The organism is Nonomuraea sp. NPDC003709 (assembly GCF_040610775.1).
Taxonomy (GTDB): domain Bacteria; phylum Actinomycetota; class Actinomycetes; order Streptosporangiales; family Streptosporangiaceae; genus Nonomuraea; species Nonomuraea angiospora_A.
In genome coordinates this window covers 78,605-99,536 of sequence record NZ_JBEXMW010000016.1, presented here as the reverse complement: position 1 = coordinate 99,536, position 20,932 = coordinate 78,605, and the positions used below count along the sequence as shown (strand labels likewise).

20 protein-coding genes are annotated in these 20,932 nt (G+C 70.3%); 7 read left to right on the top strand and 13 right to left on the bottom strand.

The window, feature by feature from the left end:
* Positions 1-50: 50 nt before the first annotated feature.
* The 4 genes from ABZX61_RS39555 to ABZX61_RS39540 form a co-directional block, all read right to left on the bottom strand.
* Positions 51-1,364: a pitrilysin family protein gene (locus tag ABZX61_RS39555; RefSeq protein ID WP_355201599.1), complete on the bottom strand. Its 1,314-nt coding sequence runs from the start codon at positions 1,362-1,364 to the stop codon at positions 51-53.
* A complete protein-coding gene (locus tag ABZX61_RS39550; RefSeq protein ID WP_355201597.1) occupies positions 1,361-3,712 on the bottom strand; it encodes a polyribonucleotide nucleotidyltransferase in 2,352 nt (783 codons plus the stop codon). Before ABZX61_RS39550 ends, ABZX61_RS39555 begins: the two co-directional genes overlap by 4 nt.
* 299 nt (positions 3,713-4,011) lie before the next feature.
* Complete coding sequence (rpsO, locus tag ABZX61_RS39545) at positions 4,012-4,281, bottom strand: 30S ribosomal protein S15 (protein WP_185071789.1); 270 nt, start codon at positions 4,279-4,281, stop codon at positions 4,012-4,014.
* Positions 4,282-4,482: 201 nt separating this feature from the next.
* Positions 4,483-5,409 carry a bifunctional riboflavin kinase/FAD synthetase gene (locus tag ABZX61_RS39540; RefSeq protein ID WP_355201595.1) on the bottom strand — a complete coding sequence of 309 codons (927 nt, stop codon included), beginning with the start codon at positions 5,407-5,409 and terminating at the stop codon, positions 4,483-4,485.
* An 82-nt stretch (positions 5,410-5,491) separates the two neighbouring features.
* On the opposite strand from ABZX61_RS39540, the gene ABZX61_RS39535 reads away from it, so the two are divergent.
* Complete coding sequence (locus ABZX61_RS39535) at positions 5,492-6,511, top strand: SAM-dependent methyltransferase (protein WP_355201593.1); 1,020 nt, start codon at positions 5,492-5,494, stop codon at positions 6,509-6,511.
* A 25-nt stretch (positions 6,512-6,536) separates the two neighbouring features.
* Here ABZX61_RS39535 and truB read toward each other — a convergent pair whose 3' ends face one another.
* The 8 genes from truB to rimP form a co-directional block, all read right to left on the bottom strand.
* The gene (gene truB / locus ABZX61_RS39530) at positions 6,537-7,409 is read right to left on the bottom strand and encodes a tRNA pseudouridine(55) synthase TruB (RefSeq protein WP_355201592.1); all 873 of its coding nucleotides are present in this window, start codon (positions 7,407-7,409) and stop codon (positions 6,537-6,539) included.
* Positions 7,391-8,446: a bifunctional oligoribonuclease/PAP phosphatase NrnA gene (locus ABZX61_RS39525; RefSeq protein ID WP_355201590.1), complete on the bottom strand. Its 1,056-nt coding sequence runs from the start codon at positions 8,444-8,446 to the stop codon at positions 7,391-7,393. Before ABZX61_RS39525 ends, truB begins: the two co-directional genes overlap by 19 nt.
* Positions 8,443-8,898 carry a 30S ribosome-binding factor RbfA gene (gene rbfA, locus ABZX61_RS39520; protein WP_350724643.1) on the bottom strand — a complete coding sequence of 152 codons (456 nt, stop codon included), beginning with the start codon at positions 8,896-8,898 and terminating at the stop codon, positions 8,443-8,445. The genes ABZX61_RS39525 and rbfA overlap by 4 nt, the downstream gene beginning before the upstream one ends.
* A gap of 39 nt (positions 8,899-8,937) precedes the next feature.
* Complete coding sequence (locus tag ABZX61_RS39515) at positions 8,938-9,234, bottom strand: DUF503 domain-containing protein (protein ID WP_350724641.1); 297 nt, start codon at positions 9,232-9,234, stop codon at positions 8,938-8,940.
* Between the two features lie 120 nt (positions 9,235-9,354).
* The gene (gene infB / locus ABZX61_RS39510) at positions 9,355-12,486 is read right to left on the bottom strand and encodes a translation initiation factor IF-2 (protein WP_355201587.1); all 3,132 of its coding nucleotides are present in this window, start codon (positions 12,484-12,486) and stop codon (positions 9,355-9,357) included.
* Between the two features lie 125 nt (positions 12,487-12,611).
* Entirely contained in the window at positions 12,612-12,911 is a 300-nt protein-coding gene (locus ABZX61_RS39505) for a YlxR family protein (protein ID WP_185071781.1), read from the bottom strand.
* A complete protein-coding gene (nusA, locus tag ABZX61_RS39500; RefSeq protein ID WP_355201585.1) occupies positions 12,895-13,899 on the bottom strand; it encodes a transcription termination factor NusA in 1,005 nt (334 codons plus the stop codon). The genes ABZX61_RS39505 and nusA overlap by 17 nt, the downstream gene beginning before the upstream one ends.
* A gap of 12 nt (positions 13,900-13,911) precedes the next feature.
* Positions 13,912-14,397 (bottom strand): ribosome maturation factor RimP, encoded by a 486-nt coding sequence (rimP, locus tag ABZX61_RS39495; protein ID WP_355201583.1) that lies wholly within the window; start codon positions 14,395-14,397, stop codon positions 13,912-13,914.
* A 299-nt stretch (positions 14,398-14,696) separates the two neighbouring features.
* Between rimP and ABZX61_RS39490 the strand changes: the two genes are divergently transcribed.
* Together ABZX61_RS39490 and ABZX61_RS39485 are read left to right on the top strand one after the other, a co-directional pair.
* Entirely contained in the window at positions 14,697-15,158 is a 462-nt protein-coding gene (locus ABZX61_RS39490) for a hypothetical protein (protein WP_355201581.1), read from the top strand.
* Positions 15,155-15,628, top strand: a complete 474-nt coding sequence (locus ABZX61_RS39485; RefSeq protein WP_355201579.1) for a ferritin-like domain-containing protein — start codon at positions 15,155-15,157, stop codon at positions 15,626-15,628. The genes ABZX61_RS39490 and ABZX61_RS39485 overlap by 4 nt, the downstream gene beginning before the upstream one ends.
* Positions 15,629-15,652: 24 nt before the next feature.
* Here ABZX61_RS39485 and ABZX61_RS39480 read toward each other — a convergent pair whose 3' ends face one another.
* The gene (locus tag ABZX61_RS39480) at positions 15,653-16,720 is read right to left on the bottom strand and encodes a DUF5937 family protein (protein WP_355201577.1); all 1,068 of its coding nucleotides are present in this window, start codon (positions 16,718-16,720) and stop codon (positions 15,653-15,655) included.
* 68 nt (positions 16,721-16,788) lie between these two features.
* On the opposite strand from ABZX61_RS39480, the gene ABZX61_RS39475 reads away from it, so the two are divergent.
* The 4 genes from ABZX61_RS39475 to ABZX61_RS39460 are packed head-to-tail and all read left to right on the top strand — an operon-like array spanning position 16,789 to position 20,597.
* Positions 16,789-17,637 carry a hypothetical protein gene (locus ABZX61_RS39475; protein WP_355201575.1) on the top strand — a complete coding sequence of 283 codons (849 nt, stop codon included), beginning with the start codon at positions 16,789-16,791 and terminating at the stop codon, positions 17,635-17,637.
* A complete protein-coding gene (locus tag ABZX61_RS39470; RefSeq protein WP_355201573.1) occupies positions 17,634-18,620 on the top strand; it encodes a tripartite tricarboxylate transporter substrate binding protein in 987 nt (328 codons plus the stop codon). Before ABZX61_RS39475 ends, ABZX61_RS39470 begins: the two co-directional genes overlap by 4 nt.
* Entirely contained in the window at positions 18,617-19,096 is a 480-nt protein-coding gene (locus tag ABZX61_RS39465) for a tripartite tricarboxylate transporter TctB family protein (protein WP_355201571.1), read from the top strand. Before ABZX61_RS39470 ends, ABZX61_RS39465 begins: the two co-directional genes overlap by 4 nt.
* A gap of 1 nt (position 19,097) precedes the next feature.
* Positions 19,098-20,597 carry a tripartite tricarboxylate transporter permease gene (locus tag ABZX61_RS39460; protein WP_355201569.1) on the top strand — a complete coding sequence of 500 codons (1,500 nt, stop codon included), beginning with the start codon at positions 19,098-19,100 and terminating at the stop codon, positions 20,595-20,597.
* Positions 20,598-20,932 lie beyond the last annotated feature (335 nt).

Below are 20,932 nucleotides of genomic sequence, written 5' to 3'. Positions count from 1 at the left end.
CCGCCGGCTCACTGTCGTGGCCGTTCAGGACCCATGTGGCGGGTTCGTCCTTACGGGCGGACGGCCTCGGTGAAGTCCTTGTCACCGTACGGGCCGATCACGGCGAGCGTGAGCGGCCGCTTGAGCACGTCCCGCGCCACCTCGTCGATCTCGTCGGGAGTGACCGCCTCGATGCGGGCCAGCACCTCGTCCACCGACATCAGCTCGTCGTAGACGAGCTCGTTCTTGCCGATGCGCGACATGCGCGAGCCGGTGTCCTCCAGGCCGAGCACGAGCCCGCCGCGCATCTGGCCCTTGCCGCGCATGATCTCGTCGGCACTCAGGCCGTCGGCCACCACCCTGGACACCTCGTCCCGGCAGATCTTGAGCACGTCGTCGATCTTCGACGGCAGACAGCCCACGTAGATCCCGAACTGGCCGGTGTCGGCGTAGGCGGAGGTGTAGCTGTAGGCGGAGTAGGCCAGGCCGCGCTTCTCCCTGATCTCCTGGAAGAGCCTGGACGACATGCCGCCGCCCAGCGCCGCGTTGAGCACGCCCAGCGCGAACCTGCGGTCGTCCGTACGGGACAGGCCGGTCGTGCCGAGCACCAGGTTGGCCTGCTCGGTCGGCCGGTCGAGCACCCGCACGCCGGAACGCATCTCGGCCCCGGGACCGCTGGTGCGCGGGGCCGCGAACTCGGCCGGCCCGCCCAGCGCGCCCGCCCGCTCGTACGCCCTGGTGACCAGCTCGACGACCTCTTCGTGCCGGATGTTGCCCGCGACGGACACGACCGTGCGCCGGGGCCGGTAGTAGCGGTGGTAGTACTCGGCGATCCGCTCGCGCCCGAGGGCGTTGATCGACTCGACCGTGCCCAGGATGGGCCGGCCGATGGCCGAGTCGCCGTAGAGCGCGGCGGCGAACTGCTCGTGCACCACGTCAGAGGGGTCGTCGTCGTGCATGGCGATCTCTTCGAGGATCACGCCGCGCTCGGACTCGACGTCCTCCTCGGTCACCAGCGAGCTGGTCACCACGTCGGCCAGCACGTCGACCGCGACCGGCAGGTCCTCGTCGAGCACGCGTGCGTAGTAGCACGTGTACTCCTTGGCGGTGAAGGCGTTGATCTCACCGCCGATGCCCTCGATGGAGGCGGAGATCTCCATGGCGTCGCGCGTCGGGGTGCCCTTGAACAGCAGGTGTTCGAGGAAGTGGGTGGCCCCCGTGTGCTCGGGGGCCTCGTCACGCGAGCCGATGCCGACCCACATGCCGACCGCGACGCTACGCACGGTCGGCATGGTCTCGGTCACCACGCGCAGCCCACCTGGGAGGACGGTGCGCCTCACCACCCCGGCTCCGTCCCGGCCGGGGTGCAGCGTGGTCGTCGTCACGAGTTCCGGTCGTCCCCGTCGGAGCTGCCGCGCGTGCGGACGCGGGTGCGGGTGCGGCGGGGCCGCTCCGCCTTCTCCTCGGCGGGCGCGGCGGCCTCGTCGGCCTGCGGGGCCTCGGCGTCGTCGTCGCCCTCGGCGGCGGGCGCGGCGGCGGCCTTCGCCTCCTTCTCCGCGGCCTCCTTCTCGATGACCTCGACAGGCACCAGCGAGAGCTTGCCCCGGGCGTCGATCTCGGCGATCTCGACCTGGATCTTCTCGCCGACGCTCATGACGTCCTCGACGTTCTCGATGCGCTTGCCGCCGTGCAGCTTGCGGATCTGGGAGACGTGCAGCAGGCCGTCCTTGCCGGGCAGGAGCGAGATGAACGCGCCGAAGGCCGCGATCTTGACGACCGTGCCGATGTAGCGCTCACCGACCTCCGGCATGTGCGGGTTGGCGATGGCGTTGATCGCCGAACGGGCCGCCTCGGCCGACGGGCCGTCGGTGGCGCCGATGTAGATCGTGCCGTCGTCCTCGATGGTGATCTCGGCGCCCGTGTCGTCCTGGATCTGGTTGATCATCTTGCCCTTCGGGCCGATGACCTCGCCGATCTTGTCGACCGGGACCTTGATGGTGATGATGCGCGGCGCGGTCGGGTTCATCTCCGCCGGAGAGTTGATCGCCTCCTGCATCACGTCGAGGATCGCCAGGCGCGCGCCCTTGGCCTGCTTGAGGGCGGCCGCGAGCACGCTCGCGGGGATGCCGTCGAGCTTGGTGTCGAGCTGCAGGGCGGTGATGACGTCCTTGGTGCCGGCGACCTTGAAGTCCATGTCGCCCATGGCGTCCTCGGCGCCGAGGATGTCGGTCAGGGTGACGTACGTGTCGCCCTCACCGATCAGGCCCATCGCGATGCCCGCGACCATCTCCTTGAGCGGCACACCCGCGTCCAGCAGCGCCATCGTGGACGCGCAGACCGAGCCCATCGAGGTGGAGCCGTTGGAGCCGAGCGCCTCGGAGACCTGGCGGATGGCGTACGGGAACTCCTCGCGGGTCGGGAGCACCGGGATCAGCGCCCGCTCGGCCAGCGCGCCGTGACCGATCTCGCGGCGCTTGGGCGAGCCCACCCGGCCGGTCTCACCGGTGGAGTAGGGCGGGAAGTTGTAGTTGTGCATGTAGCGCTTGGTCCGCTCAGGGTTGAGCGTGTCGATGACCTGCTCCATGCGCAGCATGTTGAGCGTGGTGATGCCCAGGATCTGGGTCTCGCCGCGCTCGAACAGCGCCGAGCCGTGCACCCGGGGCACCACGTGGACCTCGGCAGAAAGGGCGCGGATGTCCTTGGTGCCGCGGCCGTCGATGCGGATGCCCTCCTTGACGACCCGCTCGCGCATGAGCTTCTTCATCACCGAGCGGAACGCGGCGGAGATCTCCTTCTCGCGCCCCTCGAACTCGGGCAGGAGCTTCTCGGCGGCCAGCGCCTTGACCTTCTCCAGCTCGTTCTCGCGCTCCTGCTTGCCCGCGATGGTCAGCGCGGCGGTCAGCTCGGTCTTCACCGCGGCCTCGACCGCGGCGTAGACGTCCTCCTGGTAGTCGAGGAAGACCGGGTATTCGGCCGTCTCCTTGGCCGCGACCTGCGCGATGCGCGACTGGGCCTCGCACAGCACCTTGATGAACGGCTTGGCGGCGTCCAGGCCCTGGGCGACGGTCTCCTCGGTGGGCGCGACGGCCCCGTCGGCGACCAGCTTCAGCGTGTCCTTGGTGGACTCGGCCTCGACCATCATGATCGCGACGTCGCCGTCCTCGAGCACGCGGCCCGCGACGACCATGTCGAACGTGGCCCGCTCCAGCTCGTGGTGCGTCGGGAAGGCCACCCACTGGCCGTCGATCAGGGCGACGCGCACGCCGCCGATCGGGCCGGAGAACGGCAGCCCGGCGAGCTGGGTGGACAGCGACGCGGCGTTGATCGCCACCACGTCGTAGAGGTGGTCGGGGTTGAGCGCCATCACCGTGGCGACGACCTGGATCTCGTTGCGCAGACCCTTGACGAACGACGGGCGCAGCGGCCGGTCGATCAGGCGGCAGGTGAGGATCGCGTCCTCGGAGGGACGGCCCTCACGCCGGAAGAACGAACCGGGGATGCGGCCCGCGGCGTACATGCGCTCTTCGACGTCGACGGTGAGCGGGAAGAAGTCGAAGTTCTCCTTCGGGGACTTCGACGCGGTGGTGGCTGAGAGCACCATCGTGTCGTTGTCGAGGTAGGCGACGGCGGAGCCAGCCGCCTGGCGCGCGAGACGACCGGTTTCGAACCGGATCGTGCGCGTGCCGAATGAGCCGTTGTCTATGACGGCTTCAGCGGTGTGGACACCCTCCACGGGGGACCTCCTTGTGGTCGGTCTCCCGCGCCCTTTTTCTCACCGGCACCCTCGTTAGGTGCAGCGCCGGTCTTCGATCGAAGCGCCCGGTCTCACTGTCAAATTCCTACCGGAAGCCACTACCGAGGACCGGCCCGCAGGCGTCGCGGGTCGCATGGTGCTGAACGGACGCGGGGGCTGTGTGTCTCGGATCTTCAGTTGTAGGTCAGAAGTGACAACGTATCCACATCGCCACATATCCGACCATATGGCTGTACCCATATGAGAAGGGAGCGGCGCGTTCGCCGCTCCCTTTCATGCTATCGGCGCAGGCCCAGCCGCTCGATGAGCGAGCGGTAGCGCTGGATGTCGACCTTCTGCAGGTACTTCAGCAGGCGGCGCCGGCGACCGACGAGCAGAAGCAGGCCACGACGGCTGTGGTGGTCGTGCTTGTGCGTCTTCAGGTGCTCGGTGAGCTCGCTGATGCGCTTGCTCAGCAGCGCGATCTGCACCTCGGGCGACCCGGTGTCGCCTTCGGCCGTCGCGTATTCGCCGATGATGGACTTCTTGGCAGCGGTGTCGAGGGACACGGCTCTCCTTTGAGCTACGGGCACGCGTGAACGATGATGAAAGATGCGAACGACCGTGCGTGCCTACAGTCGCCGCGTGAAGGCCGTCATGGGCAGCGCGCAGCGGCGCCGCTACTGAGCCGACATGCAAGGTTACCACTTCACGCGCAGTGCTCGGGCGCTCCTTTCCCGGGCTTTAACCGCGTCGCAATTTCGCGGATTTCAGCTCGTGAGGCGGCGGGCGGCGTCGACATCGGCGTGAATCTGCTCGATCAACGCGTCGATGGAGTCGAATCGCGTGTTGCCACGTAGCCGGGCGTGGAATTCGACCGCCACATGCACCCCGTAAAGCTCTAGATCATCCCGATCAAGCGCATAAGCCTCGACCGTCCGCGGCACTCCCTCGAAGGTCGGATTCGTACCGACCGAGATCGCCGCCGGCCACCGCTCCCCCTGGTAGAGCGCGGGCAGATTGGCCATCGGCACGCACTCCAGCCACCCCGCGTAGACCCCGTCGGCCGGGATGGCGGTGTGCTGGGCGGTCTCGACGTTCGCCGTCGGGAAGCCGAGCTGGCGTCCGCGCTGGTAGCCGCGTACGACCACGCCCTCCACCCGGTGCGGCCGCCCGAGCTGCTCGCCGGCGCCCTCGACGTCGCCTGTGACGATCCGCGCGCGGATCGAGGCCGAGGAGACGGCGTCGAGCAGGGGCACAGCCTCCACCTCGAAGTCGTACTTGTCGCCCAGCGTCCGCAAAGTCTCGACGTCCCCGCTGGCCTCGTGGCCGAACAGGAAGTCCTCTCCCACCACGACGACGGCCGCCGCCAGCCGCTCGGCCAGCACGGCCTGGACGAAGTCGTCCGGGCTCGTCCGCGACAGGTCGAGCGTGAACTCCACCACGTCGATCTCGTCCACCCCCAGCCCGGCCAGCAGTTCGGCCCTGCGCCGCGGGCTGGTGAGCCGCAGCGGATGCGTCCCGGGCCGCACGACCTCGTCGGGGTGCGGCTCGAACGTGACGGCCACGCTGCGCAGCCCCCGCTCGCGGGCGATGGCGACAGCGCGTTCGACCACCCGCCGGTGCCCGCGGTGGACCCCGTCGTACACGCCGATGGTGACGACAGACCTTCCCGAACCCTGCACGCTAGGCCCCATTCGCTTGTGGCGGATCAATCCCCCACAAGCCTGCCACGCGCGTCACCGTTCGCTCCAATCGAGGGCGATAGGATCGGGCATCATGCCTCGTTACGCGCTTCTGATCCTGCCTGCCTTCAACCGGGTCTACGGGGAGAGCTCCATCCGGCTGACCAGGAGTGAGCTGGCGGTCTTCAGCAGGTACGGCTTGGACGGGAAGGTCCTCGCCAGCGAGGAGACCACCGTCGGCGGTGTGCCGTATGTGACTTTCGAGACATCCGAGCCGTTGACGCAGCCGGATATTTCTCTTTTGTCGAATCTTTCCTCTGTTTATGCGATTTTCGGGGTTGAAGGGGAGCTGCTCCGGCCGCTCTCCATGTCGTCGCTCGACCGGCTGAGCAGCGACCTGATCACCATCCAGAAATACGCCGGCAAGACCAACGAGCACTTCACCAAGCTGCTGCTCAACGTCACCCTGCTGGCCGGGGCCAAGGGGCTGGGCGAGCGGCTCTCGGTCTTCGACCCGCTGTGCGGGCGCGGCACGACGCTCAACCAGGCCCTCATGTACGGCTACGACGCGTACGGGCTCGACGTCGACGGCAAGGACTTCGAGGCATACTCCGGGTTCATCAAGACCTGGCTGCGCAACAAGCGGCTCAAGCACACCGCCGAGACCGTGCCGGTGCGGCGCGAGCGGGCCCTGGCCGGGCGGCGGCTCAACGTCACCTTCGGGCTGTCGAAGGAGGCGGTCAAGGCCGGCGACGTGCAGCATCTGGCCGTGGTCAACGCCGACACCCTCAAGAGCAGGGACTTCTTCAAGCCGCGTTCGTTCGACGCCCTGGTGACCGACACCCCGTACGGGGTCCAGCACGGCAGCAAGGGCGGCGGCGGGCTGTCGCGCAGCCCGATGGAGCTGCTGCGACAGGCCGTGCCCGGCTGGGCCGAGCTGCTGCGGCCCGGCGGGGCCATGGGGATCTCGTGGAACACCTACGGCGGCAAGAGCTCGGAGCTGGCCCAGATCCTCGAGGGGGCGGGGCTCCAGGTGATGGACTACCCCGACTTCGAGCACTGGGTCGACCAGGCGATCGTCCGCGACATCATCGTCGCCCACAAACCCGTATAACCCCTTACGAAGCCCTCAGAGCGGTCTAGGAGACGAAGACGGCGAGGGGTTTGGCCACTCGGCCCTGCTCCTCCACCAGCGCCAGCAGCTCGCCCTCAGGCCCGAACACGCCGATCGGCCCCTTGCCCAGCCCGGCGGCCGCCAGCCGTCCCCCGTGCCCGATGACGCGTGCCTCCTCGGCCGTCACGTCCCGGCGCGGGAACGCCGCCGCCACCGCCTCGCCGATGGGCAGGATCACGCACTCCTCGGCGAGCTGGTCGATGGTCCTGGCCAGCGACAGGCCGTAGGGCCCCACGCGGGTGCGCCGCAGCGCCGTCAGATGCCCTCCGACCCCGAGCGCCGCGCCCAGATCACGGGCCAGCGCGCGGATGTAGGTGCCGCTGGAGCAGGTCACGACCGCGTCCACGTCCACGACGTCGTCGTGCGCCCGGATGTCGAGCACGTCGAACGTCCGCACGGTGACGGGCCGGGCCCGCAGCTCGACCTCTTCGCCCGCGCGGGCCATCTTGTAGGCGCGCTGCCCGTTCACCTTGATGGCGCTCACCTGCGGCGGGATCTGCATGATCTCCCCGGTGAGCGCCGCGACGCCCTTGTGGATCTCGGCCGCCGTGACGCCGGACGCCGGGGCCGTGGCGGTGACCTCGCCCTCGGCGTCGTCGGTGTTCGTGCTCACGCCGAGCCTGATCGTGGCCTCGTACACCTTCTCGGTCAGCGTCAGGTGGCCGAGCAGCCTGGTGGCCTTCTCCACGCCGACCACCAGCACGCCCGTCGCCATCGGGTCGAGCGTGCCCGCGTGTCCCACACGGCGGGTGCCCGCGATGCGCCGCATCTTGGCCACCACGTCGTGGGACGTCCACTCGCCCGGCTTGTCGACGATGATCAGCCCGCTCTCGACCATCCAACCTTCCCAAGTTCGCGCCGGAAGGCGTCCATGGTCGCCTCCACGGTCTCGTGCGAGGTGTAACCGGCCGCGTTATGGTGCCCGCCGCCGCCCAGGGCCGCGCACGCGGCCCCCACGTCGGCCTTGCCCTTGGATCGGGTGGACACCTGCCAGTCGCCCTGGTCGTCCTCCTTGAGCACGACCGCGACCTCGGCCTCGTCCGTGCGCCGGACGATGTCGATGATGCCTTCCAGCTCCGCGTACGGGAGCCCGTGCGCGGCCCGGTCGACCCGCGTCACGTACGTCCAGACCAGCCCGTCCTCCAGCGTCGCCCGGTCGAGGGCGGCGGCCAGCACCTTGAGGTAGCCGAACGGGGAACGGTCCCACAGCTCACGGGCGATCTCGTCGGTGCGCAGCCCGGTCGCCACGAGCCTGGCCGCCATCTGGTGCACGGCGGGCGTGGTCGAGGAGTGCCGGAACGACCCCGTGTCGGTCACCAGCCCGGTGTAGAGGCAGACGGCGATGTCGCGGTCGAGCCCTCCGCCGAGCCGGTACATCAGCTGCTCGGCCAGCACGGCCGTCGCGGCTGCCGTGGAGTCGATGAGGCTGAGCGTGCCGAACCCCTCGTTCGAGGGGTGGTGGTCGACGACGATGACCTCTCGGGCCCTGGCGGTGTTCTCGCGCAGGAGCCCGAGGCGTTCGAACGTCGAGACGTCGAAGGTGATCATCAGCTCCGGTGCCGCCGGATAGTCCGCCGGCGGCACCAGCATGTCCTGGCCGGGCAGGAAGCGCAGCAGCCGCGGCACCACGAAGTGGTGGTCGCCGAACGACGCGACGACCCGCTTGCCCAGCGACCGCAGCACGAACCCCACGGCCAGCATCGACCCGAGGGCGTCGCCGTCGGGCGTCACGTGACAGGCCAGCGCGATCTCGTCGGCCCGGCCGATCAGCCGCAGGGCCCGGTCCCATGCGGCCTCGGGGACCGCGCCGCCGGTGACCGTGTGGGAGTCCGCACGGAACGGGCGATCCGCTCTGTCGCGCACGTCGGGCGTCACGCCTGGTCGTCCTCGCTCAGATCCGCTTCGCCCTCCTCGGGCTTGCGGTAGGGGTCGGACTCGCCGGCGTAGGAGGCGTTCTCGGCCCGGCGCGCCACCTCCGCGTCCCGGGACCGGGCGGCGGTGATCAGGTCGTCGAGGTGACGCGCGGAGTCGGGCAGCGGGTCGTGCTTGAACGTCAGCGTCGGGGCGAAGCGCACGCCGGTCTGGCGGCCCACCTCGGAGCGGATGATCCCCTTGGCGCTCTCGAGGGCGGCCGCGCTGTCGGACCGCTCGGCCTCGGAGCCGTACACGGTGTAGAACACGGTCGCCTCGCGCAGGTCGGCGGTGACGCGCGTGTCGGTCACGGTGACGAAGCCCAGGCGCGGGTCCTTGATCCGGCGCTCCAGCATCTCGGCGACGATCTGCTGGATGCGGTCGGCGAGCTTCCGCGCTCGTGCGGCATCCACCATGTTCGCTCCCCCTCACGCACGATCTGGCCGTGCAGTCGTTCAATCTTCGTCGTTGTAGAGCCGGTGCCTGGCCGACAGCAGCTCGATCTCCGGGCGGAAGGCCACCATCCGCTCGCAGGCGTCCATGATCTCGTTGCAGTTACCCGCGGAGGAGGAGACCACCGCGACGCCGACCTCGGCTCTGCGGTGCAGGTCGAGATGGCCGACCTCGGCCACCGCGATGCTGGGATAACGGCGCTGCAGCTCGGCGATCAGCGGCCGTACGACAGAGCGCTTCTGCTTCAGCGACCTGACGTCGCCGAGCAGGATGTCCAGGGTCAGAGCACCCACATACATCGTTGGTAACCACCGCTTGATCTGGTGTGGTGAACGCACGCCCGGCCTGCTGCGGTGGGGACCAGGCCAGGACGTGCGAGAGGCGCCCGGCGGATCTCCCGCCGGGCGCCGCGCCGCGCGTTAGTCTCGCGGCTTCTCCCGCATCTCGAAGGTTTCGATGACGTCGCCTTCCTTGAGATCGTTGTAGCCGATGCCGATACCGCACTCGAAGCCCTCGCGGACCTCGGTGACATCGTCCTTCTCCCGCCGCAGCGAGGAGACGGTGAGGTTGTCGGTCACGACGACACCGTCGCGGATGAGGCGGGCCTTGCTGTTGCGCACGATCCGGCCCGAGCGGACCAGCGAACCGGCGATGTTGCCGATCTTCGGCACCTTGAAGATCGCGCGGATCTCCGCCGTGCCGAGCTGGACCTCTTCGAACTCGGGCTTGAGCATGCCCTTGAGCGCCGCTTCGATTTCCTCGATCGCCTGGTAGATGACCGAGTAGTAGCGGATGTCGACGCCCTCGCGCTCGGCCAGGTCGCGCGCCCGGGGCTCGGGGCGGACATTGAAGCCGATGATGACCGCGTTGTCGTCGGCCACGGCCAGGTTGACGTCGTACTCGGTGATCGCGCCGACCGCGCGGTGCAGGACACGGAGCCTGACCTCGTCGCCGACGTCGATCTTGAGCAGGGCGTCTTCCAGGGCCTCGACCGAACCGGACACGTCACCCTTGATGATGAGCTTGAGCTCGTCGACGCTGCCCTTCTCGAGGTCCTTGAAGATGTCCTCGAGGCTGCGGCGACGGCTCGACTTCGCCATGTCGGCGGTGCGCTTGCGCGCCGCGCGCTGCTGGGCGATCTGGCGGGCCATCCGGTCGTCGGTGACGACGATGAAGTTGTCACCGGCGCTCGGCACGGCCGTCAGACCCATCACCAGGACGGGACGGGACGGCGTGGCCTCATCGACCGGCTCGCCGTTGTCGTCGAGCAGCGCCCGGACGCGGCCGAAGGCCTCGCCACAGACGATGGAGTCGCCGACGCGCAGCGTGCCGCGCTGGACCAGGACGGTCGCGACGGGGCCGCGGCCACGGTCGAGGTGAGCCTCGATCGCGATGCCCTGGGCGTCCATCGTCGGGTTGGCCCGCAGGTCGAGCTCGGCGTCCGCGGTCAGCAGGATGGCCTCGAGCAGGTTGTCGATGCCCGTGCCGTTCTTCGCCGAGATGTCGACGAACAGCGTGGAACCGCCGTACTCCTCCGCCACCAGACCGTACTCGGTGAGCTGGGCCCGCACCTTGTTGGGGTCGGCGCCCTCCTTGTCGATCTTGTTGACCGCGACCACGATCGGCACGTCGGCCGCCTGGGCGTGGTTGAGAGCCTCGATCGTCTGCGGCTTCACACCGTCGTCGGCCGCGACCACCAGCACCGCGATGTCGGTGGACTTGGCGCCTCGGGCACGCATGGCGGTGAACGCCTCGTGACCCGGGGTGTCGATGAAGGTGATCTTCCGGTCGATGCCCTCGTGCTCGGCGGCGACCTGGTAAGCACCGATGTGCTGGGTGATGCCACCCGCCTCGCGCGCCACCACGTTGGTCTTGCGGATGGCGTCGAGCAGCTTGGTCTTACCGTGGTCGACGTGACCCATGACGGTCACGACCGGCGGACGCGCGGCGAGGTCGTCCTCGTCGCCCTCGTCCTCGCCGAACTCGATGTCGAAGGCCTCGAGAAGCTCGCGGTCCTCCTCCTCCGGGCTGACGACCTGGATGTTGTAGTCCAGCTCGGTGCCGAGGATCTGCAGCGTGTCCTCGCTCACCGACTGCGTCGCGGTCACCATCTCGCCGAGGTGCAGCATGATCTGCACGAGCGAGGCGGGGTTCGCGCCGATGCGGTCGGCGAAGTCGGACAGCGACGCGCCGCGCGGAAGGCGGATCGTCGCGCCGTTGCCGCGAGCGACCTGCACACCGCCGATCGCCGGCGCCGACATGTTGTCGAACTCCTGGCGCCTCTGCCGCTTCGACTTGCGCCCGCGGGCCGGACGGCCGCCGGGACGCCCGAAGGCTCCCGCGGTGCCGCCGCCGCGACCGCGACCGCCGCCACCGGGACGACCGGCGAAACCACCGCCGCCGCCACCGGGACCACCGGTGCCGGTGCGCTGGCCGGTGCCACCGCCGCCGCCGGGACGACCGGCGAAGCCGCCGCCGCCACCGGGACGACCGCCGCCGCCCCCACCGGGACGGCCACCGCCGCCACCGCCGGGACGACCGCCACCGCCGCCACCACCGGGACGGCCACCGCCGCCACCGCCGGGACCGGCAGGACGACCCTGCGGCATCATCATCGGGTTGGGACGCGGACCGCCGGGACGGGGACCACCCGCACCGGGACCCGGACGCGGACCGCCCGCACCGGGCGGGCCCGGACGCGGACCGGGACGGGGACCGGCGTCACCGGTGCCACCGCGGCCCTGCGGCGGACGCGGCATCGCGCCGTCGCGCGGCGGGCCGTCGCGGCGCTCGCGGCGGTCGGGACCGCCGCCGTCGCGCTGGCCGCCGGGACGCGGCGGACGGGACTGGCCCATGCCGCTGGCGGTCGAGGAGAACGGGTTGTTACCGGGACGCGGACCACGCGGGCCCGGCTTGGGACCCGGACCGGGGCGGGGACCGCCACCGGTGGGCGCGCCGGGACGCGGCGCCTGCCGGTCGCCCCGATCGCCGCCGCCGTCCCTGGGGCCCGGACGGGGCGCGGGACCCGGCTTGGGGCCGGGACGGCCACCGCCGCCGCCACCACCAGGGCCGGGACGCGGACCCGGAGTCGGGCGCGCGGGCGCGCCGCTCTCGAACCGTGCCTGAGGAGCCCCGGACGTCTCACCGCGAGCAGCCTCGGGCTGCTGCGGCTGCTGGTGAGGCATGGGCACCGGCGGGCGCGGCTGACCGCCGCCCGCGGGGCCCGGACGCGGACCCGGACCGGGCCTGGGGCCCGGCCCCGGACGCGGGGCTGAGGGGACAGGCGCCTGTGCGGCGCCGTTACCGGCCTGGCCTTCTGCCGGCCGGGGAGCAGCCTTGGGCGGCTGCGGCCTGTTGGACGGCTGTCCGCCGCCTCTGGAGGGCCCACCCTTCGATGCGCCCAGAGCTTCGGTGAGCCTGCGGACCACCGGCGCCTCGATGGTCGAGGACGCCGAGCGGACGAACTCTCCCATCTCCTGGAGCTTGGCCATGACGACCTTGCTCTCTACGCCGAACTCCTTAGCGAGCTCGTATACCCGGACCTTCGCCACTGCACTCCCTTACTCGGCCCGGGAGGCTGGCTATGCCGTCCGGACCGTCGCTAACTTGACGTCTTCATCGCCGCGTGCTCATCAGGCGCTCATAGCAATCTGACTCCGCCCATCAACTCGGCGTCCTACATGACATTTGCGTGGTCTCCCTCCAGTTGCGCCCGCACGCGCGAGACGTCAAGCGGCCCCGCCACGCGGAAAGCGCGCGGAAACGCTCGGCGACGCTCGGCAAGCTCCAGACAGCTCAAGGACGGATGCAGCGATGCACCGCGGCCAGGAAGCCGTCCTCGCAGGTCAGGGACCACATGGTCCTCGACCCGCACCAGACGGAGCAGCTCGGACTTAGCCGTACGAACCCTGCAGCCCACACAGGTGCGCTGTGGGGTCGCTTGGCCACCATATTCCAGCTTACCGTGTTGACGCATCTACGGAACCGGCGGCATCTTCGGCCTGAGTATCCGGCCGGATGTCGATCCGCCATCCGGTGAGTCTCGCGGCAAGCCGGGCGTTCTGGCCCTCTTTCCCGATGGCCAGCGAAAGCTGGTAGTCGGGCACGGTCACCCGTGCGACGCGCCCCTCGAGATCGAGCACCTCGACATGGGAAACGCGCGCTGGTGACAGAGCATTCCCCACGAACTCGGCCGGATCTTCCGACCAGTCGATGATGTCGATCTTCTCGCCGTGCAGCTCGGTCATCACGTTGCGCACCCGCGAGCCCATCGGCCCGATGCAGGCGCCCTTGGCGTTGACGCCGGGCTTGCGCGACCTGACCGCGATCTTCGTCCGGTGGCCCGCCTCGCGCGCCACCGCGGCGATCTCCACGGTGCCGTCGGCGATCTCGGGCACCTCCAGCGCGAACAGCTTCTTCACCAGCCCGGGATGCGTGCGCGACAAGGTGACGGAGGGGCCCTTGTGGCCCTTCTTCACCTGCACGACGTAGACGCGGATGCGCTCTCCGTGCACGTAGTCCTCGCCGGGGACCTGCTCGGGGTGCGGCAGCACGGCCTCGATCTTGCCGAGGTCGACCAGCACCACCCGCGGGTCCTTGCCCTGCTGGATGACGCCGGAGACCAGCTCGCCCTCGCGGCTGGCGAACTCGCCGAAGTTGATCTCGTCCTCGGCGTCGCGCAGCTGCTGCAGGATGACCTGCTTGGCGGTGGTGGCGGCGATCCGGCTGAAGTTGCTGGGCGTGTCGTCGTACTCCCTGACGACCTCGCCGTCCTCGTCCAGCTCGGCGGCCCAGATCGTGACGTGACCGCTGCTGCGGTCGAGCTCGGCGCGCGCCTTGGAGGCGGCGCCGTCGGTGCGGAAGTAGGCGATCAGCAGCGCGTCCTCGATCGCCTTGACGACCAGGTCGAAGGAGATGTCCTTTTCTCGCTCGAGGCTGCGCAGGACGCTCATGTCGATGTCCACGACGGCTCCCCCTTAGCCTTCGTCGCCGTCGACGTCGTCGATCCGGCGGAACTCCACCTGTACCCGTCCCCGGGTCAGGTCCTCGTAATCAAGTCTGCGTGCGGCGCCCTCGACGTCGAGGTCGACACCGGCCTCGTCGGCGGCCAGAATGCGGCCCTCCACCACGGTGCCGTCTCGCATCTCGGCCTTCACCAGGCGTTTCGCGGCGCGGCGCCAGTGGCGTGGCTCGGTGAGCGGGCGGTCGACGCCCGGCGAGGAGACTTCCAGCGTGTAGGCCGCCTGGCCCATCGAGTCGTCGTCGTCGAGGGCCGTGGAGACCGCCTGGCTCACGTCGGCCACGTCGTCGAGGCTCACGCCGCCGTCGCGATCGACGATCACGCGCAGCAGCCGTCTCTTGCCGGCCTGGGTGACCGTGATGTCCTCAAGATCGAGGCCCTCCGCGCTGACCACAGGCTCAAGGAGCTTCATCAGGTGGTCGCGGGGTGATGCGCTGCCCATATCGACCTCCCCTATTGTCATGTCTCAGCCGGGCGGACCTCGCCTCTGGCTCTCCGCCGTCTGGCGGCTCAGCCAGCGACGACAGTTGACACCCTATCTGTATGGGGGCACGGAAAGAGCGCCACTCGTCATGGTCGAATGGCGGAGCGTCGCCTGACAGCGATCGCGGGCACCAGCCCGTACGATGCTACCGACGAGAAAGCCCCCGAAGGGCCCGCCGCCGCGGCGTCGATCGGGTGCGCCTGCCCATGGGCGGCTTTCCCGTCGGTCGGCTCCACCGTCACTGGAGGTTCTAGCCCGTGCGCCCGCGTCACCTCTCCCGGCGAGCCTTGCTGGCGGGCGGAGCGGCCGCTCTCACCGCCTGCAGCACCACCGGCCCGCCGCAGCCGTCCGTCCGGGCCTCCGACTCCCCTGAGACCACGCTGCTGAAGGACCTGATCGCGGAGAAGGAGCGGACGATCGCGCTCTATTCGGCGCTGATCTCCGGCGGGGCGCAGAAACTGGTGCCGTTCCGTGATCGTCACCAGGCCCACGTGAACGAGCTTCGCAAATACGTCACCGTGGCCTCGGCCCCGCCTGTCACCTCCACCCCGACCTCCGCCCCCAAGCCGTCCCTGTCGCGCCTGCGCGATCTGGAGCGCAAGGCGGCAGCCCTGCGGATCCGCCAGCTCGACCGCGTCTCACCGGGCGTGGCCCAGCTCATCGCCAGCATCGGGGCCTGCGAGGCCGCCCACGTACTCGCCCTGCCGAGGTCGCTGTGAACCCCGACGACGTCGAGAAACTCCGCAAGGCGCTGGCCGCCGAGCATGCCGTGCTGTTCGCGTACGGGCTGCTGGGGGCGCGGACGTCGGGGTCGCTGCGGGCCAGGATGAGCGCGGCCTTCGACGCCCACCGGACGCAGCGCGACCAGCTCCGCACGTTGATCACGGCGCGGGGCGGGCGGCCGGCCGAGCCCGACGCGTCCTATGCGCTGCCGTTCTTCCCCTCCGGGCCGGCGCTGGCGGTCAAGCTGGCGGTGCACCTGGAGACCGGCGTCACGGCCGCCTACCTCGAGCTGGCCGCCGCGCAGGACGTCTCGCTGCGCCGCTACGCCGCGCAGGCCATGCAGGAGGCGACGACCCGCTCGTACGCCTTCCGCCCCGCCCAGCCCCCGGCCTTCCCCGGCATGCCCGCTACGGCGCCGCCCCCGTCCCCGCCCTCGTCGCCCTCGGCGTCGCAGGAGGGCGGCTGACCCCCCGCGCACTGCGCGGGCTCTTCACCGGTACAGGACGGAGAGCAGGTCGGGGCCGAGGCGTTCGACGGCGTCGGCGTCGAGCTGGTAGTAGACGACCGAGCCGCGCCGGTGGGTGTGCACGAGCTGAGCCTCCCTGAGCCTGCGCAGGTGCCTGGAGACCTGGGGAGCGGTCATGCCGAGCTGGATGGCCAGCTCGGAGGTGGCGACGGGGTTGCGCAGGATCGCGTACGCCAGCCGCAGCCTGGTCGGATCCTGGAGCGCGGCGAGCCGGCGCCTGGCCGTCTCCAGCGTCGGCGTGGTGGCGCCGTCGGCGCTGTACTGGATGACGACCGGGTAGCCGGGATAGTGCTTGATCACGAAGTGCGGCCGGCCGTGGACGGTCGGGACGAGCAGGCAGGGCCGCCCCTCGTCCACGCGGGCGGTGGCGTTGTAGAGCTTGTCGAACACGATGCGCAGCGGCCTCCGCGCGCCGGACGACGTGGACGCGGTCGGGAGGTCGGCCAGGACCAGGGCGCCACGCCGGTGCAGGTCGCGTACGCGTTCGGCGCGGTCGCGGTCGAGGGCCGGCCGCAGCGACGGCCATTCGGCGTCGAAGGCCGCGGCGGCGAAGTCGGCGAGGAAGCCGAGCAGCTCGCCGCGGAACGCCTCGGGGTCGGCGCGCAGCCGGGCGCCGATCTCCATGCGGCTGGTGGAGATCAGCCGCAGCCGCTGCAGCACCTCGTCGCTGAGCCTGGGCGCCAGCTCGGTGTCGTTCTTGCCGATGAGGGCCTGCACGGTCATCGCCACGAAGTCGCCGATGGGCAGCCCGGCCACCTCCCGCAGCTCGCCGGCCAGCGTACGCGCCGGCCCCGCCGACAGCGGCAGCAGGTAGCGGGCGCGGAAGGCGCTCCAGAGCGGCGCCCAGGCGGCGGCCGTGGCCAGCAGCTCGCTGTCCAGCCCGGCGTGCGCCCTGGCCACCCAGCTCGCGCTGCCGGGGTGGTGGCCGGGCTCGTCGAGGACGTGGAGGCAGGCGCACAGCTCGGCCAGCGGCGACCGCTGGACGGCGACGGATCCGGTGCCGGGGGAGTCGAGGAGGAGCGTGACGGCCACCCTGCACATTACCGCGTTGACGACAATCTGCTTGAGAGTCACCCGGCGTTTGCCCAGGCTGTGGCGTCATGGCTGAGGAACTGCACGTGGTCAAGCATCCGACCGGCTTCTATTCGGCGGGTGCGACGACCGTATTCGCGTCGAGGTACGACCAGAGGCTCTCCTACTGCTTGTACGTCCCGTCGGCGCACGACCAGGACGGCGCTCCCCTGCCGCTGGCGGTTCTGCAGCACGGCACGGGACGGCGCGGCCCGCAGTACCGGGACAACTTCGCCGAGTGGGCCGAGAAGCACGGCTGCCTCGTCCTGGCCCCGCTCTTCCCCGCCGGCATCGGCGACGACCCTTACGACCTGCACAGCTTCAAGTTCCTCAAGTACGGCGACATCCGCTTCGACCACGCGCTGCTGGCCATGGTCGAGGAGATCGGCGAGCGCTTCAACGTACGGACCGAGCGGTTCCTCCTGCACGGGTTCTCGGGCGGCGGCCAGTTCGTGCACCGCTTCGCCTACCTGCACCCCGACCGGCTCACCGGATTGTCAATCGGTGCACCAGGGCGGATAACGTACATCGATCACAGCAGCCCGTGGTGGATCGGGCTGGAGGGGTTCGAGGAGGAGTTCGGCAGCGCTCCCAGATTCGAGGAGCTTCGTGACGTGCCGGTGCAGATGGTCGTGGGCAGTGCGGACGTGGAGACCTGGGAGATCAACAACCAGGGCGACTCCAACTGGATGGACGGCGCCGACGCCCACGGGGTCACCCGCATCGAACGGCTCAAGGCGCTGCGCGACAACTTCGAGGCCCATGGCATCGACGTGCGGTTCGACGTCGTGCCTGGCGTGGGTCACGACCCTATGTCGGTGCTCGAGCCGGTCAAGGACTTCTTCGCATCGATCCTCACCCCCCGGGAGTCATCATGAAGATCAAGCTGTTGGCCGCCGCCGCGGTGGCCGTGACGCTCAGCGGCTGCGCCGTGGGCGAGGCCACCGACTCGGGTGGCGGCTATCCCAGCAAGCCCTTGGCGATCATGGCGCCGGGCAGCCCCGGCGGCGGCTGGGACACACGGGCGCGCGGCATCGCCAGCTCGCTCAGCGAGTGCAAGGTGGCCGACGTGGACACCACGGTCACGAACGTGCCCGGCGCGGGCGGCACCATCGGGCTGGCCCAGTTCGCCAAGAAGAAGGGCGACCCGTACCAGCTCATGGTCATGGACAGCGTGACCATGCTGGGCGGCATCGTGAACAACAAGTCGCCGGTCGACCTGGCCACCCTCACCCCCGTGGCCGGGCTGAGCCGGGGGCCGACCGCGATCGTGGTGGCGGCGAAGTCGCCGTACAAGGACCTGAAGTCGCTGCTGGACGCCATGGAGGCCAAGCCCCACAGCGTCAAGTGGACGGGCGGCTCGCTCGGCGGGCCCGGCCAGATGACGGTGGCGGGCCTCGCCAAGGAGCGGAACGTCGCCGCCAAGGACGTCAACTTCGTGCCCACGGCGGGCGGCGGCGAGTCCCTGAACCTGCTGCTCAGCGGCGCCGCCACGGCCGGCATCGACACCGTCGCCGAGCTGCGCGCGCAGATCACCGCGGGCGAGCTGCGGGTGCTGTCGGTGGACTCCGAGCAGCGGGTCGCGGGCATCGACGCGCCCACGATGAAGGAGCTCGGCCTGGCCAACGCGGCGATCTCCACGCTGGCCGGCGTACTCGCTCCCGCCGGGCTGACCAAGGAGCAGCAGCAGGACGTCGTCGGACTGCTGGACAAGGTGCGCCAGACCCCCTGCTGGAAGAAGGTGCTCGAGCGCAACAACTGGGTCGAGGACTGGCAGCCGGGCGACCAGTTCGGCCAGGTGCTGGCCCAGCAGCGAACCCAGGTCACCACCATCCTGGGCGAACTGGGGCTCGGCAAGTGACCCAGCGGATCGTCTCGCTCGGCTTCCTGGCGGCGGCCGTGGTGGTGCTGGCCCAGGCGTTCGCGATCCCGCAGGGCGAGGGCTACCAGGCGGTGGGGCCGCGCGCGTTCCCGCTGCTGGTGGGGGTCGGGCTGGCGGTGGTGTCGGTCATCGGGGTCGTCCAGGCCTTCAGACCGGGTACGCGGGAGCCGGCCCCCGCCACCACCGATGCCGGCGGTGAGGTGGCGGAGAAGCCGCACTGGCCCTCCGTCCTCCTCCTGATCGGCAGCCTGGCCGGCTACGCGCTCCTCCTGGTCCCGGCCGGCTACTGGCAGGCGACCACCGCCTTCTTCGTCGCCGTCGCCAGGGTGCTGGGCAGCAGGAGGCTGGTGCGCGACGTGCTCGTGGGGCTGGCGCTGGCGCTGGCCACGTACTTCCTGTTCGACCGGCTCCTCGGCATCTCGCTGCCGCCGGGCCTGGTCAGATTGGCGATCTGAGATGGACGTGCTCGGCAACCTGCTGGACGGCTTCGGCCACGCGCTGAGCCTGCAGAACCTGCTGCTCGCCATGCTCGGCGTCACCGTCGGCACGCTGGTCGGCGTGCTTCCCGGGCTCGGGCCCGCCACGACGATCGCGTTGCTGCTGCCGCTGACGTTCGTGTTCGATCCGGTGGGGGCGTTCGTGATGTTCGCCGGGATCTACTACGGCGGCATGTACGGCGGCTCGACGACCGCGATCCTGCTCAACATCCCGGGCGAGACGGCCTCGATCCCCACGACGCTCGAGGGTTATCCGATGGCCAGGCGCGGCCGGGCGGGGGCGGCTCTGGCCACGGCGGCGATCGGGTCGTTCGTGGCGGGCACGATCTCGACGGTCGTCATCACGTTCCTGGCCCCCGGCATGTCGAACATCGCCAAGCTGATCCAGCCGGCCGAGTACTTCTCGATCATGGTGCTCGCGTTCGTGACGGTGACCTCGCTCATGGGGGACTCGATCGTACGAGGGCTGTCGAGCCTGTTCCTCGGCCTGACGATCGGGATGGTCGGGATCGACCAGATGACCGGGCAGCCGCGGTTCGCGTTCGGCGTGCCGGACCTCTACGAGGGGCTGTCGGTGGTGGCGGTCGCCGTGGGGCTGTTCGCGGTGGCGGAGGCGATCTCCACGGCCGCCTCCCGGCACCAGCCGGCGCAACCTCCGGTCGCGGTCTCCGGGAAAGTGGGGATGACCCGCGAGGACTGGCGCAGGTCGTGGAAGCCCTGGCTGCGCGGGACCCTGTTCGGCCTGCCGATCGGGTCGCTGCCCGCCGGAGGCGCCGAGCTTCCCACGTTCCTGAGCTACAACGTCGAGAAGCGGCTGTCCAAGCACAAGGAGGAGTTCGGCCAGGGTGCGATCGAGGGCGTGGCCGGGCCCGAGGCGGCCAACAACGCGGCGTTCTCCGGGGTCCTGGTGCCGCTGCTGACGCTGGGCATCCCGACGTCGGCCACGGCGAGCATGCTGCTGATCGCGTTCCAGATCTACAACGTGCAGCCCGGGCCACAGCTCTTCGACCAGCAACCGGTGCTGGTGTGGACGCTGATCGCCAGCCTCTACATCGGGAACGTGATGCTGCTGGTGCTCAACCTGCCGCTGATCCGGGTCTGGGTGAAGCTCCTCACCGTCCCCGCCGCCCTCCTCACGGCCGCCATCCTGACCTTCGCCACGCTGGGGGTCTACTCGATCTCCCAGAGCATCTTCGAGGTGCTGGTGGCGTACGGGTTCGGGCTGCTGGGCTGGATCCTGCACCGGGCCCGGTACCCGGTGGCGCCGCTGATCCTGGGAGCGGTGCTGGGGCCGCTGATGGAGGTCCAGTTCCGCCGCGCCCTGGCCTTCAGCGAGGGCGACCCCTCGATCTTCGTCACCCGCCCGGTCTCCCTGGCCATCCTGCTCATCGCAGCCGCCTGCCTCATCGGCCCACCCCTGCTCCGCCGCCGCACCAAAACCCCCATGCCCATCGCCTGATACCTCGAGCCCGTCACTCGCGTGCCTCCCCCGCATCACCTCGTCGGAACGGCACGCGACGACGTCCGACCACAGCGCCGTTCAAGGGAAGCGCCGTCCACCGGAAGCGGAGCGGGACGGCGCAACGGGGTGGGGCGGCGGCGCGATGGGGCGGTGGTCGGTATGACGCAACGCGGCATCGCAGTGGGAGACGTCCCCAATCGCCACAACCGTGGGGAGACCCCCCGAACGCGCCGCGTCGGTGGGACGGCGTGCGGCGGAGCCCGGCGCACATGGACGGCGGCCAACCACGTGAGCGGTGCTCAAGCGCCCGGCACGTCGTGGTGGCGGGAGGT